The organism is Klebsiella sp. 2019SCSN059, assembly GCF_021739525.1.
GTDB classification, from domain to species: domain Bacteria; phylum Pseudomonadota; class Gammaproteobacteria; order Enterobacterales; family Enterobacteriaceae; genus Klebsiella; species Klebsiella quasipneumoniae.
This window is the reverse complement of the sequence record NZ_JAKKOM010000011.1, coordinates 135,050-149,301: the sequence shown is the minus strand read 5'-3', so window position 1 is coordinate 149,301 and position 14,252 is coordinate 135,050. Positions and strand designations below refer to the sequence as shown.

Annotated in this window: 13 protein-coding genes and 1 pseudogene; 9 read left to right on the top strand and 5 right to left on the bottom strand. The window is 62.4% G+C overall.

Features of this window, described 5'->3' with window-relative positions; genetic code table 11:
* Positions 1–260: 260 nt before the first annotated feature.
* On the bottom strand, positions 261–1,220 hold the full coding sequence (fepB, locus tag L2I46_RS14150; protein ID WP_032455076.1) for a Fe2+-enterobactin ABC transporter substrate-binding protein: 960 nt from the start codon (positions 1,218–1,220) through the stop codon (positions 261–263).
* A gap of 188 nt (positions 1,221–1,408) precedes the next feature.
* Here fepB and entC point away from each other — a divergent pair, with 188 nt between their 5' ends.
* The 7 genes from entC to L2I46_RS14115 all read left to right on the top strand — a co-directional run bounded on the left by entC (position 1,409) and on the right by L2I46_RS14115 (position 9,010).
* Positions 1,409–2,584, top strand: coding sequence for an isochorismate synthase EntC (gene entC / locus L2I46_RS14145; protein ID WP_236947961.1), 1,176 nt, complete (start codon positions 1,409–1,411; stop codon positions 2,582–2,584).
* 9 nt (positions 2,585–2,593) lie between these two features.
* A complete protein-coding gene (entE, locus tag L2I46_RS14140) occupies positions 2,594–4,201 on the top strand; it encodes a (2,3-dihydroxybenzoyl)adenylate synthase EntE (RefSeq protein WP_072421329.1) in 1,608 nt (535 codons plus the stop codon).
* Positions 4,202–4,214: 13 nt separating this feature from the next.
* Positions 4,215–5,066, top strand: a complete 852-nt coding sequence (gene entB, locus L2I46_RS14135) for an enterobactin biosynthesis bifunctional isochorismatase/aryl carrier protein EntB (RefSeq protein WP_236947960.1) — start codon at positions 4,215–4,217, stop codon at positions 5,064–5,066.
* 8 nt (positions 5,067–5,074) lie between these two features.
* Entirely contained in the window at positions 5,075–5,821 is a 747-nt protein-coding gene (gene entA, locus L2I46_RS14130) for a 2,3-dihydro-2,3-dihydroxybenzoate dehydrogenase EntA (protein WP_087672169.1), read from the top strand.
* Positions 5,822–6,235 carry a proofreading thioesterase EntH gene (entH, locus tag L2I46_RS14125; RefSeq protein WP_087824231.1) on the top strand — a complete coding sequence of 138 codons (414 nt, stop codon included), beginning with the start codon at positions 5,822–5,824 and terminating at the stop codon, positions 6,233–6,235.
* Positions 6,236–6,646: 411 nt separating this feature from the next.
* A complete protein-coding gene (gene cstA / locus L2I46_RS14120) occupies positions 6,647–8,752 on the top strand; it encodes a pyruvate/proton symporter CstA (protein WP_023288789.1) in 2,106 nt (701 codons plus the stop codon).
* A gap of 60 nt (positions 8,753–8,812) precedes the next feature.
* Positions 8,813–9,010, top strand: a complete 198-nt coding sequence (locus L2I46_RS14115) for a YbdD/YjiX family protein (protein WP_023288790.1) — start codon at positions 8,813–8,815, stop codon at positions 9,008–9,010.
* On the opposite strand, the gene L2I46_RS14110 is transcribed toward L2I46_RS14115, so the two are convergent.
* From L2I46_RS14110 to L2I46_RS14095, 4 genes and pseudogenes are all read right to left on the bottom strand, one after another.
* Positions 9,007–9,411 (bottom strand): helix-turn-helix domain-containing protein, encoded by a 405-nt coding sequence (locus L2I46_RS14110; RefSeq protein WP_087824230.1) that lies wholly within the window; start codon positions 9,409–9,411, stop codon positions 9,007–9,009. The two genes, L2I46_RS14115 and L2I46_RS14110, sit on opposite strands and share 4 nt — an antisense overlap.
* A pseudogene (locus L2I46_RS29735) lies at positions 9,386–9,469 on the bottom strand (type II toxin-antitoxin system RelE family toxin); the annotation flags it as partial. The gene L2I46_RS14110 and the pseudogene L2I46_RS29735, both read right to left, overlap by 26 nt.
* Positions 9,470–9,700: 231 nt before the next feature.
* A complete protein-coding gene (locus L2I46_RS14100) occupies positions 9,701–10,444 on the bottom strand; it encodes an SDR family NAD(P)-dependent oxidoreductase (protein ID WP_023288792.1) in 744 nt (247 codons plus the stop codon).
* Between the two features lie 57 nt (positions 10,445–10,501).
* Positions 10,502–11,590: an oxidoreductase gene (locus L2I46_RS14095; protein ID WP_060589605.1), complete on the bottom strand. Its 1,089-nt coding sequence runs from the start codon at positions 11,588–11,590 to the stop codon at positions 10,502–10,504.
* A gap of 163 nt (positions 11,591–11,753) precedes the next feature.
* Here L2I46_RS14095 and L2I46_RS14090 point away from each other — a divergent pair, with 163 nt between their 5' ends.
* Positions 11,754–13,256, top strand: a complete 1,503-nt coding sequence (locus L2I46_RS14090) for a sugar ABC transporter ATP-binding protein (RefSeq protein WP_236947959.1) — start codon at positions 11,754–11,756, stop codon at positions 13,254–13,256.
* A complete protein-coding gene (locus tag L2I46_RS14085) occupies positions 13,253–14,251 on the top strand; it encodes an ABC transporter permease (protein ID WP_236947958.1) in 999 nt (332 codons plus the stop codon). Before L2I46_RS14090 ends, L2I46_RS14085 begins: the two co-directional genes overlap by 4 nt.
* The last annotated feature ends 1 nt before the right edge of the window (position 14,252 follow it).

The following is a 14,252-nucleotide window of genomic DNA, read 5'->3' as shown; positions in this document are numbered from 1 at the left end:
CCGTCCTGATGCCCGGTGGCGGCTACGCCTTACCGGGCCTGGGGTCTGGCCTGGAGGGCGCAAGCATTGTAGGCCGGGCAAGCGTAGCGCCGCCCGGCAAAGCGTTCAGGCCGCGTACCCGTCCTGATGCCCGGTGGCGGCTACGGCTTACCGGGCCGAAGGTCTGGCCTGGAGGGCGCAAGCTCAGTAGGCCGGGCAAGCGCAGCGCCGCCCGGCAAAAGAGTTCAGGCTGTGTTCCCGTCCCGATGGCACAGCCCGCGTTAGCCGAACAGGCTGGAGAGACGCTGGAGCACCAGCAGGGCGCTGTAGTAGTCAAGACGGAAGGTCTCGGTGCCCAGCGGGTAAACGCGTTTGCCTTCGACCGCCGGGAGATGCGCCAGCAGCGGGTTGGCGTAAATGGCATCGACATCTTTCTGGTCGCCGGCGAACAGGAACAGGCTCTGGCCGTTCAGACCGGCGGCCAGATTCTCCCCGCCCAGCTGCACGATATCGTGGCGTTTGCCCTGACTATGGCTGGCGGGCAGGCCGCCCGGCAGCGTCGCCAGGCTAAAGCCCAGCTGTTCGAGCATCTGCCCCTGGGCCGATTCCGGCGTCCAGATATTGGCGCTGTGCGCGGCGGCGGTATAGACGAGGGCGGTGACCGGCTGCGGCGGCAGCTTCATTTTTTCTTTTAACGAAACGAGCTGTTTATTGAAGTCGGCGATGCGCGCGCTGGCCTGCTGCTCATGGCCGGTGATCTGCCCCAACTGGGTAAGCAGCGTTTGCCAGCTTTTATCGTCATAGTTGATGACCAGCGTCGGGGCGATCGTTTTGAGCTGATCGTACAGCGGCAGGGCGGAGTCGCCACCGGTGGCGCTCACCAGGATCAGATCCGGCATCTGGGCGGCCACCGCTTCCGCGCTCGGTTCGCCGATGTACAGCCGCGTCAGCTTGCGGGCTTTGGCGACCTCACTCCACTGGCGCAGAAAGCCCTGGCTATCGGCCACGCGGTTGTTCGGGGTGGTGGCGCCGCTGGCGACCACCGGGGCGTCGATCGCCAGCAGCGAGCCGGTGAGGGTCACGCTGGTGGAGACAATGCGCAGCGGCTGGCTCGGCAGGGTGTGCGTCCCGTAGCTGTCGGTGACCTGGCGCGGCCAGTCCGCCGCCTGGGCTGAGGTAATTCCTAAAAACAACAGCATGCCGGCCAGCGCACCGCGGCGGTAAAAAGAAGAGAAGTTCACGTCATCGCATCCTGATTCGAAGGGTAATAAATGCGTCTCATTTTCAACTTTGCGCCGACAGGATGCAAGCCAAAGTGGCGGCGCGATGACGTAACGCGGTTGACATGACGGGCAATACCTTTTAGGTTAGCCAACCAAAATACAAATGATAATTATTCGTAATATATTTATCGTTTTTGGAGGATGATATGGAAACGTCACTGGCTGAGGATGTACAGAAATCTACCCGGACCTTGTCGCCGGACAGCTTCTTCTTTATGTCGCCGTACCGCAGTTTTAGCACCTCAGGCTGCTTCCGCCGCTTCTCAGCGCCCGCCGACGGCGGCGATGCGCTGAATGGCGAGTTCCAGCAGCAGATGGCCGCCGCCTTTGCCGAGGCCCGGGCGGCGGGGATCCGCAAGCCGGTGATGGTTGGGGCCATCCCGTTCGACACCTGTCAGCCTTCCGAGCTCTATATCCCGGAGCGCTGGGAAGCGTTCTTGCGCCCGGAAAAACAGCGTTCCGCCCGCTATGCCGCGCCGCTGGAGACGATGGAGGTGGTGGAGCGCCGGGAGATCCCGGAACAGGATGCGTTTTTAGCCATGGTGGAACGCGCCGCCGCGCTGACCGCCACCCCGGAAGTGGACAAAGTGGTGCTATCACGACTTATCGATATCACCACCCGCGATCCTGTCGATAGCGGCGCCCTGATGGAGCGACTGATCGCCCAGAACCCCGCCAGCTTCAACTTCCATGTGCCCCTCTCCGACGGCGGCGTGCTGCTGGGCGCCAGCCCGGAGCTGCTGCTGCGTAAAGAAGGACCGCACTTCAGCTCGCTGCCGCTGGCCGGCTCCGCCCGCCGCCAGCCGGACGATGTGCTGGACCGCGAAGCGGGCAACAGGCTGCTGGCGTCCGGCAAAGATCGCCACGAGCATGAACTGGTGACCCAGGCGATGAAGAGCGTGCTGGGCCCGCGCAGCAGCCAGCTGTCGCTGCCGGCATCGCCGCAGCTGATCACCACCCCGACGCTCTGGCACCTGGCGACGCCGATCGAGGGCACGGCGCTGGCGGAAGAAAACGCCATGTCGCTGGCCTGCCTGCTGCACCCGACGCCGGCGCTGAGCGGCTTCCCGCACCAGGCGGCGAAGCGCCTGATTGCCGACCTGGAACCCTTCGACCGCCAGCTGTTCGGCGGCATCGTCGGCTGGTGTGACGATGAAGGCAACGGCGAATGGGTGGTGACCATCCGCTGCGCGCGTCTGCAGCAGCGTACGCTGCGCCTGTTTGCCGGCGCGGGCATCGTTCCGGCCTCCTCACCGCTGGGCGAATGGCGCGAAACCGGCGTCAAACTGACCACCATGCTTAACGTATTTGGCTTGAATTAAGAGGCAAGGATGATTGCATTTACCCGTTGGCCGGATGAGTTCGCGGCCCGCTATCGCCAAAAAGGCTACTGGCAGGATCTGCCATTAACCAATCTGATCACCCGTCACGCGGAAAACGACGCCGTGGCGATTATCGATGGCGATCGACACATTAGCTACCGCCAGTTTAACCAGCGGGTGGACAACCTTGCCTGCTCTCTGCAGCGTCAGGGACTGAAGCGCGGGGAAACCGCGCTGGTGCAGCTGGGCAACGTCGCCGAGTTTTACATCACCTTCTTCGCGCTGCTGCGCATCGGCGTCGCGCCGGTGAACGCGTTGTTCAGCCACCAGCGCAGCGAGCTTAACGCCTACGCCGCGCAGATTAAACCGGCGCTGCTGATCGCCGACCGCGAGCACGCGCTCTTTGCCGACGATAGCTTTCTTCACGCGTTTATCGCTGAACATCCCTCCCTGCGCGTGGCGCTGCTGCGTAACGACGGCGGCGAGCGCGATCTGGCGACGGAGATTAACCGCCCGGCGGATAACTTTATCGCTAACCCAACCCCTGCCGACGAAGTGGCCTTTTTCCAGCTCTCCGGCGGCAGCACCGGGACGCCGAAGCTGATCCCGCGTACCCATAACGACTACGACTACAGCATTCGCCGCAGCAACGAGATCTGCGGGATTAACGCTGAGACGCGCTACCTCAACGCGCTGCCGGCGGCGCATAACTATGCGATGAGCTCCCCGGGGTCGCTGGGCGTTTTCCTCGCCGGCGGGCGGGTGATCCTCGCCGCCGACCCCAGCGCCACCCTCTGTTTCCCGCTGATTGAAAAACATCAGATCAACGTCGCCTCGCTGGTGCCGCCGGCGGTCAGCCTGTGGCTGCAGGCGATCCATGAATGGGGCGGCAATGCCCAGCTGCAGTCGCTGCAGCTGCTGCAGGTCGGCGGCGCGCGCCTGTCGGCGACCCTTGCCGCGCGCATCCCGGCGGAAATTGGCTGCCAGCTGCAGCAGGTGTTCGGCATGGCGGAGGGGCTGGTGAATTACACCCGCCTTAACGACAGCCCTGAGCGGATCATTCATACCCAGGGCTGCCCGATGTGTCCGGACGATGAAGTGTGGGTGGCGGATGCCGACGGCAACCCGCTGCCGCGCGGCGAAGTGGGCCGCCTGATGACCCGCGGGCCGTACACCTTCCGCGGCTACTACAACAGCCCGCAGCATAACGCGGAAGCCTTTGACGCCGACGGGTTTTACTGTTCCGGCGATCTGATATCGATCGATGAAGACGGGTATATCACCGTCCAGGGCCGGGAAAAAGACCAGATCAACCGCGGCGGCGAGAAGATCGCCGCCGAAGAGATCGAAAACCTGCTGCTGCGCCATGAGGCGGTGATCCACGCCGCGCTGGTCAGCATTGAAGACAACCTGCTGGGCGAGAAGAGCTGCGCTTACCTGGTGGCGACCTCGCCGCTGCGCGCCGTCGCGGTGCGCCGCTTCCTGCGCGAGCAGGGGGTGGCTGAATTTAAACTGCCGGACCGCGTGGAGTGCGTTGCCGCGCTGCCGCTGACGCCGGTGGGCAAAGTCGATAAGAAACAATTACGTCAGTGGCTGGCCGAAGGCAAGCTGGGCTGAAGGAGAACAGAAAATGGCAATCCCTAAATTACAGGCTTACGCGCTGCCGGAAGCCAGCGATATCCCGGCGAACAAAGTCAGCTGGGCCTTTGAGCCCTCCCGCGCCGCGCTGCTGATCCACGATATGCAGGAGTATTTCCTCAATTTCTGGGGCGAAAACAGCGCGATGATGGAGAAGGTGGTGGCCAATATCGCCGCCCTGCGCGACTTCTGCAAACAGAACGGCATTCCGGTGTACTACACCGCCCAGCCGAAAGAGCAGAGCGATGAAGATCGCGCGCTGCTGAATGATATGTGGGGGCCGGGGCTGACCCGTTCGCCGGAGCAGCAGCAGGTGATTGCCGCCCTGGCGCCGGATGAAGACGACACCGTGCTGGTGAAATGGCGCTACAGCGCGTTTCATCGCTCGCCGCTGGAGGCGATGCTGAAGGAGAGCGGCCGCGACCAGCTGATCATCACCGGCGTGTATGCCCATATCGGCTGCATGACCACCGCCACCGACGCCTTTATGCGCGATATCAAACCGTTCTTTGTCGCCGACGCGCTGGCGGACTTCAGCCGCGAAGAGCACCTGATGGCGCTGAAATACGTCGCCGGCCGCTCCGGCCGCGTGGTGATGACCGAAGCGCTGTTGCCGCTGCCGGCCTCCAAAGAGGCGCTGCGCGCGCTGATCCTGCCGCTGCTCGACGAATCCGACGAACCGCTGGATGATGAAAACCTGATCGACTACGGTCTGGATTCGGTGCGGATGATGGCCCTGGCCGCCCGCTGGCGCAAAGTGCACGGCGATATCGACTTCGTGATGCTGGCGAAAAACCCGACCATCGACGCCTGGTGGGCGCTGCTTTCCCGCGAGGTGCGATAATGGCGGCGCTGGATTTTCGCGGCCAGACCGTGTGGGTGACCGGCGCAGGTAAAGGGATCGGTTATGCCACCGCGCTGGCTTTTGTGGAGGCCGGCGCCAACGTCACCGGTTTCGACCTCGCCTTTGACGGCGAACGCTACCCGTTTGCGACCGAAACGCTGGACGTCGCCGATGCCGACCGGGTGCGCGAGGTGTGCAGCCGCCTGTTGGCGAACACCGAGCGGTTAGACGTGCTGGTGAACGCCGCCGGGATCCTGCGCATGGGCGCCACCGACCAGCTAAGCGCGGAAGACTGGCAGCAGACCTTCGCGGTCAACGTCGGCGGGGCGTTCAACCTGTTTCAGCAGACGATGGCCCAGTTCCGTCGCCAGCGGGGCGGGGCCATCGTCACCGTCGCCTCCGATGCCGCGCACACGCCGCGCATCGGCATGAGCGCCTATGGCGCCTCGAAGGCGGCGCTGAAAAGCCTGGCGCTGACCGTCGGCCTTGAGCTGGCGGGCAGCGGGGTGCGCTGTAATCTGGTATCGCCGGGCTCTACCGATACCGATATGCAGCGCACGCTGTGGGTCAGCGACGATGCGGAGCAGCAACGGATCCGCGGTTTCGGCGAGCAGTTTAAGCTCGGCATCCCGCTGGGTAAAATTGCCCGCCCGCAGGAGATTGCGAATACCATTCTGTTCCTCGCCTCTGCTCATGCCAGCCATATCACCCTGCAGGATATCGTGGTGGACGGCGGCTCGACGCTGGGGGCGTAAATGGCCTGGAAACGAGCGCTCACGCTGGCGGCGCTGAACGCCAGCAGCGAAAACACCCTGGTGGCGCATCTGGGGATCGTCTACACCCGGCTGGAGGCGGGGCTGCTGGAGGCGGAAATGCCGGTGGATGCCCGCACCTATCAGCCGTTTGGCCTGCTGCACGGCGGGGCCTCAGCGGCGCTGGCGGAGACGCTGGGGTCGATGGCCGGCTGGCTGATGACCGACGAGGGGCAGTGCGTGGTCGGCACCGAGCTGAACGCCACCCATCACCGAGCGGTCTCCAGCGGGAAAGTGCGCGGCGAGTGCCGCCCGCTGCATCTTGGCCGGCAGAGCCAGAGCTGGGAGATTGTGGTGTATGACGAGAAGGGGCGGCGCTGCTGCACCTGTCGTCTGGGCACCGCGGTGCTGGGCTAAGTAGCCACGCTTTCCCCGGCTTGCGCTACGCTTAGCCGGGCTACGTATCGGCGCAATGGGTAGCCCGGATAAGGCGCAGCGCGCCGCCATCCGGGAATATCCCTGCTCGGCTGTACTTAGCAGGGCTACGGTTTCTGGGTCAGGAAGCCGCTGTTTCCCCGGCTTGCGCTGCGCTTAGCCGGACTACGGCTCTGTAGGTCGGGTAAGGCGTTAGCCGCCACCAGACAAACAAACGGCACCGTTCACGATAATCCTTTCATTCATTTTCCTGCCTTAAGTGATCTCGCTAGCAATGTGAGACAAATCTCTGTGGGTGGACGGCATCTGCGCTGTTTCGATGTTGTTAAATTCTGCGTTGTGTTCTAGAAACAAACTGTAACATCCTGATTACCCTACCGGTGGACCACAACAATGAATAATTCAGGGAAATACCTTATCTGGGCACTGCTCTCCGTGATCGGAGCCTTTGCCCTCGGCTACATTGCTTTAAACCGGGGTGAGCAGATCAACGCGCTGTGGATTGTCGTCGCGGCAGTCTGCGTTTATCTGATCGCGTATCGTTTTTACGGTCTGTATATCGCCAAAACCGTGCTCGGCGTCGACCCGACGCGCATGACGCCCGCGGTACGGCATAACGATGGCCTCGACTATGTCCCGACTGACAAAAAAGTGCTGTTCGGTCACCATTTTGCCGCCATCGCCGGCGCGGGGCCGCTGGTGGGCCCGGTGCTCGCCGCGCAGATGGGCTATCTGCCGGGGATGATCTGGATCCTCGCCGGCGTAGTGCTGGCCGGGGCGGTGCAGGACTTTATGGTGCTGTTCGTTTCCACCCGTCGCGACGGCCGTTCGCTGGGCGAGCTGGTGAAAGAGGAGATGGGGGCGACCGCCGGGGTGATTGCCCTGGTGGCGACCTTTATGATCATGGTGATCATCCTCGCGGTGCTGGCGATGATCGTGGTGAAAGCGCTGACCCACAGCCCGTGGGGAACCTATACCGTGGCCTTTACCATTCCGCTGGCGCTGTTTATGGGGATCTATATTCGCTATCTGCGCCCGGGGCGCATTGGCGAAGTGTCGGTGATTGGGCTGGTATTGCTGGTGTTCGCCATTATCTCCGGCGGCTGGGTAGCGGAAAGCCCGACCTGGGCGCCGTTCTTTGACTTTACCGGCGTCCAGCTCACCTGGATGCTGGTGGGCTACGGCTTTGTCGCCGCAGTGCTGCCGGTCTGGCTGCTGCTCGCCCCGCGCGACTACCTCTCCACCTTCCTGAAAATCGGCACTATCGTCGGTCTGGCGATCGGCATTCTGATTATGCGTCCGACCCTGACCATGCCGGCGCTGACCAAATTTATCGACGGCACTGGCCCGGTATGGACTGGCAACCTGTTCCCGTTCCTGTTTATCACCATCGCTTGCGGCGCGGTGTCGGGCTTCCACGCCCTGATTGCCTCCGGTACCACGCCGAAGATGCTGGCGAATGAAAATCAGGCCTGCTTTATCGGCTACGGCGGCATGCTGATGGAATCCTTCGTGGCGATTATGGCGCTGGTGGCCGCCTGTATCATTGACCCGGGAGTCTACTTCGCGATGAACAGCCCGATGGCGGTGCTGGCGCCGGCGGGAACCACCGATGTGGTGGCCTCGGCGGCGCAGGTGGTGAGCGGTTGGGGCTTTGCGATTACCCCGGAAACGTTGACGCATATCGCGAATGAGGTGGGCGAGCAGTCCATCATCTCCCGCGCCGGCGGGGCGCCTACGCTGGCGGTGGGCATGGCCTACATTCTCCACGGCGCGCTGGGCGGGTTGATGGACGTCTCGTTCTGGTACCACTTCGCCATTCTGTTTGAAGCGCTGTTTATCCTGACGGCGGTGGATGCCGGCACCCGTGCGGCGCGTTTTATGCTGCAGGATCTGCTGGGGGTGATCTCCCCGAACCTGAAGCGTACTGACTCGTTACCGGCTAACCTGCTGGCGACGGCGCTGTGCGTGCTGGCGTGGGGCTACTTCCTCCATCAGGGAGTGGTCGATCCGCTGGGCGGCATTAACACCCTGTGGCCGCTGTTCGGTATCGCCAACCAGATGCTGGCGGGGATGGCGCTGATGCTCTGCGCAGTGGTGCTGTTCAAGATGAAACGTCAGCGCTATGCGTGGGTGGCGCTGGTGCCGACGGCCTGGCTGCTGATCTGTACCCTCACCGCCGGCTGGCAGAAGGCCTTCAGCCCGGACAATAAAGTGGGCTTCCTGGCGATTGCCAACAAGTTCCAGGCGATGATCGACAGCGGCAAAATCCCGGCGCAGTACACCGAGTCGCAGCTGGCGCAGCTGGTGTTTAACAACCGTCTCGATGCCGGGCTGACCATCTTCTTTATGATCGTGGTGGTGGTGCTGGCGCTGTTCTCGATTAAAACCGCGCTGGCGGCGCTGAAAGAGAATAAACCGACGGCGAAAGAGACACCGTATGAGCCAATGCCTGAAAACCTGGACGCGATAGTGACCCAGGCGAAAGGGGCGCATTAACCTGTGTGCCGGGTGGCGGCTTCGCCTTACCCGGCGTACTTTTTCTGTGAGATCAGAATTATGTTCGACACCCTTTCCAAAGCAGGTAAGTACCTGGGCCAGGCCGCCAAAATGATGATCGGCGTGCCGGATTACGACAACTACGTCGAGCACATGCGCGTCAACCATCCGGATCAGACGCCAATGACCTACGAAGCATTTTTCCGCGAACGCCAGGACGCCCGCTACGGCGGCAAGGGCGGGGCGAAGTGCTGTTAACCCTCTTTCGGCAGATAGAGGCTGATCTGCTCCTGCTTACAGCCGTAGAGCGCCGCTAGCTTCTCGCGGGTGCGCTTCTGCGGACGGGAGTCCAGCGCTTCCAGCTGTGACACGGCGGACTGGCTGATGCCGAGCTTTTCGGCGACCTCCTGCTGGGACATCCCGCGCAGGATGCGCCACGCAGCCTGCAGGCTGACGTTTTCTTTATGCATCACGTCGCATACTTCGCCTGGCAGCATGACGTTATCATAGGTGTCTGATTCATAAGGAATATCTTCCCAGTCGCTTTCATCCTCGTCGTCGTACTCCAGCAGAGCCAGGCGCATACGAAAGTAATCACTGTAAGGAATGACGACATACTGGTCTTTTCCTTCTTCATCCTTGATGTACTGAATAGTCATATTCGGCATGCTCCTCATGCAGGTAGGTGGTGGTGGTTCGGCGTTTAACCGCCACTATCGATTTTAGAAAATGGCTTATCTGCCGTTTTTGACCAGACAATCTTCATCCGTACCTCCACTGTGCGACCACACAAAATATAAGGAAATAATAAGACTATTAGATAAATTCCGAATTTCTTATGGGGTAGGGTAGAGCGAGAAAAAACGCAGGTAAGCGGCAAAACGCAACCCGTCGAGGCGGCTCGAAAAGGCCTCTGCCGGGCGACAGAGGCTTGCAGAAAATGTGCGATCAGGCGTTCAAACCGCCATCCACGTCCAGCCCGGTGCCGGAGATCTGCCCGGCGGCCGGGCTGGCGAGGAAGGTGACCGCCGCGGCGATGTCTTCCGGCTGGCCGTAGTGACCTAACGCAATAAGTTGACGCTGGGCATCGGCCTGCTCGCCGTCTTCCGGGTTCATATCGCTGTTGGTCGGGCCGGGATGGACGAGGTTAACGGTGATCCCGCGGGGGCCTAAATCGCGCGCCAGGCCGCGGGTAAGGGAGTTGAGGGCGGACTTGGTCATCGAGTAAACCGCGATGCCCGGCTGCGCCACGCGGTTAGCCAGACAGCTGCCGATGTTGATGATGCGCCCGCCGTCTGACATATGCACCAGCGCCTCCTGGATGGCGATAACCACCCCACGAATATTGACGTTGATAAGCGCGTCGATGTCCGCCAGCGTCATGGACTCCAGCGGGCCGCCGCGCGCGATCCCGGCGTTGTTGACCAGAATGTCCAGCCCGCCGAGGGAACGCGCCGCATGGGTGACGGCATCCTGAATCGCCTGCGCGCTGGCGCTGTCGGCCTGCACCGCTTCACCGTGCCGCCCCAGCGCTTTTATTTCATCGGCGACCGCCTGGGCTTTATCGGCCGATTTTTCATACGTAATAACCACGTCGGCGCCGGCGCGCGCCAGCGACAGGGCGATAGCCCGACCCAACCCACGGCTGGCGCCGGTAACCAGCGCCTTCTTACCTGTTAAATCGATCTGCATGATGACCTCGTTGCGAGAGTGGTGAGAATCATCATTAGGTATAGACGGTCGGGGTGATTAACGGCTGAAGTATTCCACCTTCTCAAACGCCGCGCGCAGAACCTCAGGGGTTAACGTCACCGGTAAATAGTGAATCGACTCGCCCGGGCGCAGGGTATGGGCAATGACCCGGTCAAGCTCTGCGCGGTTATTGATATCGACCTCCAGCGCCGCCAGCGTCGCCGGCAGGTTAAAGCGCTGCCAGGCTTGCACCAGCTGCGCCAGGACCTCATCCTGACCGAGCAGGGCGCTTTGCACCAGAATGCCGTAGGCCACCTTGGTGCCGTGGAGGAATTTATCCGTTTGCGGCAGCACCGTCAGCCCGTTATGCACCGCGTGGGCGGCGGCGACCCGAGTGTAACGTTCCCCCAGCCCGCCAACCATCCCGCCGCCGGCGATAACCGCATCCACCACATCGCGAAACGCCTGGGTCAGCTCGCCGCGGCGCTGGTCCGCCAGCGCCGTTTCGCTGCTGGCCAGCAGCACGTCGCGGATCGCCAGCGCGCCGTTAATCCCCAGCCGCACGGTGAGCGGCAGCGCCTCCGGCTGCGGCGCCAGCACCACTGCCTCATACCATTTGGCTAAGGTGTCGCCAATGCCCGCCAGCAGGTACTCCGCCGGGGCGTTGAGAATGATGCGCGGCTCGACCAGCACCAGGAAATTCGCGTCATCGAAGATCTCAAAATTCAGGGCCTGTCCGGCGTCGCTGTACCACACCGACAGCGGCGTCCATGCCGCGCAGGTGGCGGCGATGGTCGGGATGGCCACCAGCGGAACTCCCAGGCGGCGGGCCAGCACTTTCGCGCTGTCGAGCAGCGCGCCGCCGCCTACGCCAATCACTACCGCCCGATCGTCACCTGAGGCCTGCGCCAGCGCCGCCACATCGCGTTCGCTGCAGTGGCCGGTAAAGCGGATCTTTTTTGCCTCCGGCAGGTGGAAGGCCGCCGGCAGAAAAGGTTCGGCGCCGGCCAGGGCGCGCTCGCCATAGACCCACACCGCCCGCGATAGCTGGTCGGCGTTAAAAAAATCGCTTAGCCGCTGAAGGCTGCCAGGGTGGGAGAAATAGTTGGCCGGGCCGGGCACGACGCGGATCTCGCTGTTGCTCATGAAAGCTGTCCTTATAGGTGTTGGGCTAACATGATGTTATGTCTGGACATCCAGATGGCTAATATTATTTCGTTGTATCTTATGCTTTTTACGCAGTTGTCAGCCAGCGGCGGCTATGAAAAATTCGTTAAATCAGAAGATTAATTGCCGCACGGGAGCAGTGATGAGCGCGAATCGCCTTGAGATGCATAACATTAGCCTGGCCTTCTCCGGCTTTCAGGCGCTGAACAAGGTGGCCTTCACCCTTCATGGCGGGTCGGTGCATGCCCTGACCGGCGCCAACGGCGCGGGTAAGTCGACGCTGATGGCGGTGCTGTGCGGCACCCACGCCCATTATCAGGGCGAAGTGACGATCAATAACCAGCCGGTCACTATTCGTTCGCCGCGGGATGCCAAACAGCTGGGGATCCACCTGGTGCAGCAGGAGGTGGACGTGGCGCTGGTGCCGGGCCTGAGCATTGCCGAAAACATCATGCTGGACAGGCTGGCGGAGCCGGGGACGACCTTCCGCTGGTCGCGGGTTCGGCAGCTGGCGCGCGAGGCGCTGGCGCAGCTGGACGTGGCGCTGGACGTCAGGCGCTCTATTGACAGCTGCACGCTCGCCGAAAAACAGCAGATCCTGCTGGCCCGCGCCCTGTCGCACCATTGCCGCTTTCTGATCCTCGATGAACCCACCGCGCCGCTGGATCAGCATGAAAGCGAACGCCTGTTTGCGGTGGTACGCCGTCTGCAGCAGCAGGGGATCGGGGTGGTGTTTATTTCGCACCGCATCCACGAGCTGAAGGCGATCTGCGACACCCTGACGGTGCTGCGCGATGGGCGTCTGATTGAGAGTGGCCCGATGGCGCCGCTGAGCGGGGAACAGATTGTCGAAAAGATGCTGGGCCACGAGCTGAGCGATATCTTCCCGCCGCCGCGTCCGCCGCACGGTGAAGAAGTGCTGCTGCAGGTGGAAGGGCTGCACGATGAGGCGCTGCTGCAGGATATCTCGCTGCGCCTGCGTAAGGGGGAAATTCTGGGGATCGCCGGGCTGGCCGGGGCGGGCAAAACCGAGCTGTGCAAAGCGCTGTTCGGCGCCAGCAAAAGCCGGGTGCAGCGCGGCGAGCTGAACGGCCAGCCGTGGCGACCACGGGATCCCGCCGACTCGGTGGGGCGCGGCCTGGCGCTGGTCCCGGAGGAGCGGCGCAAAGAGGGCATTTTCATCGAAGAGCCGATCGCGATGAACCTGGCGGTCAGCGCCGATAACCACTTTTCGCACTGGAGCCTGTTCGGCCATCGCCAGGCCTGGCGCTGGGCGGAGGAGGTGATAGCCCGCCTCGGCGTGCGCGCCACCGGTCCCGGTCAGACGCTGCGCCGTCTGTCCGGCGGCAATCAGCAGAAGGTGGCCATTGGCAAATGGTTGCGCGGCGATGCCAACGTTTTGATTTTTGACGAACCGACCAAAGGGGTCGATGTGAAAGCGAAAACCGATCTGTTCATGCTGATCGATGGTCTGGCGCGGGAAGGCAAAGGGGTGATTTATGCCTCGGGTGAATTCGCCGAGCTGGTCGGTTTATGCGATCGCATCTGCGTACTATGGGACGGACAGATCGTGGCGGAGATCCCCGGCGCGGAAGCCCGGGAAGAGACACTGCTTTATTATTCAACCGGAGGAGCGGCAGCGTGAGCAAGGCCCTGGCAGTGAACGTGACGGTATCGGGCCGTCAGCGATTTTTTGATTTTCTCTATAAGTGGGGCATGTTGCTGACCGTGGTGCTGCTGGTGGCGGTCTTTGGCTTCGCCTCGGACAACTTCCTTGACCCGTTCAACATCATCAACATTCTGCGCTCGATAGCCATCGTGACGGTGATTGCCATTGGGGTGTCGATTTCCCTCACCATCGGCGGCTTCGATCTGTCCGTCGGATCGACGGCGTCGCTGGCCAACGCCCTGGTGATCTCTCTGTTTGTCTGGCACGGCCTGGGGACCACCGAAGCCATTCTGATCACCCTCGCGCTCTGCACCCTGGTGGGGCTGTTTAACGCCTTTCTGATCGTGGTGCTGCGCATCCCCGACATGCTCGCCACCCTGGCCAGCCTGTTTGTGATTCAGGGGGTGGCAATGACATACAGCTACGGCGGGTCGATTACCGAAAACATGGTGCTGCCGAGCGGCGAGATGGCAGAAGGCACCATCCCGGCGGCATTTGGCGCGCTGGGCCAGGTGCCGACCATCGTCATCATCATGCTGGTGGTGACGCTGGTCGCCCAGCTGGCGCTGTCGTTCACCACCCACGGCCGGCGGATGTACGCCATCGGCGGCAACCCGGAGGCGGCGCGGCTCTCCGGCCTGCGGATCACGCGTTATAAAGTGGCGGCGTACGTGATTGCCTCGCTGCTGGCCGGGCTCGGCGGCATTCTGCTGGCCTCGCGTATCGGATCGTCGCAGGTTAACGCCGGCGGCGGCTATCTGATGGACGCGGTGGCGGCGGCCTGGATCGGCTTTTCGCTGGCCGGCTCCGGCAAACCGAACGCCCTGGGGACGCTGGTGGGGGCGGTGATCCTCGGCGTGCTCTCCAACGGGCTGGTGATGCTCTCGGTGCCGTATTACGCGATGGACATTATTAAAGGGCTGGTACTGGCTGGCGCGCTGGCACTGACCTATTTTCAGCGCCGTACTTAAC

What these genes read in the sequence shown, in the direction of transcription:
- L2I46_RS14090 (WP_236947959.1), top strand. Translation starts at nt 11,754, where the DNA reads ATGAGCGCGAATCGCCTTGAGATGCATAACATTAGCCTGGCCTTCTCC.
- L2I46_RS14110 (WP_087824230.1), bottom strand. Translation starts at nt 9,411, where the DNA reads ATGACTATTCAGTACATCAAGGATGAAGAAGGAAAAGACCAGTATGTC.
- entC (WP_236947961.1), top strand. Translation starts at nt 1,409, where the DNA reads ATGGAAACGTCACTGGCTGAGGATGTACAGAAATCTACCCGGACCTTG.
- L2I46_RS14115 (WP_023288790.1), top strand. Translation starts at nt 8,813, where the DNA reads ATGTTCGACACCCTTTCCAAAGCAGGTAAGTACCTGGGCCAGGCCGCC.
- L2I46_RS14095 (WP_060589605.1), bottom strand. Translation starts at nt 11,590, where the DNA reads ATGAGCAACAGCGAGATCCGCGTCGTGCCCGGCCCGGCCAACTATTTC.
- entE (WP_072421329.1), top strand. Translation starts at nt 2,594, where the DNA reads ATGATTGCATTTACCCGTTGGCCGGATGAGTTCGCGGCCCGCTATCGC.
- cstA (WP_023288789.1), top strand. Translation starts at nt 6,647, where the DNA reads ATGAATAATTCAGGGAAATACCTTATCTGGGCACTGCTCTCCGTGATC.
- L2I46_RS14100 (WP_023288792.1), bottom strand. Translation starts at nt 10,444, where the DNA reads ATGCAGATCGATTTAACAGGTAAGAAGGCGCTGGTTACCGGCGCCAGC.
- entB (WP_236947960.1), top strand. Translation starts at nt 4,215, where the DNA reads ATGGCAATCCCTAAATTACAGGCTTACGCGCTGCCGGAAGCCAGCGAT.
- entH (WP_087824231.1), top strand. Translation starts at nt 5,822, where the DNA reads ATGGCCTGGAAACGAGCGCTCACGCTGGCGGCGCTGAACGCCAGCAGC.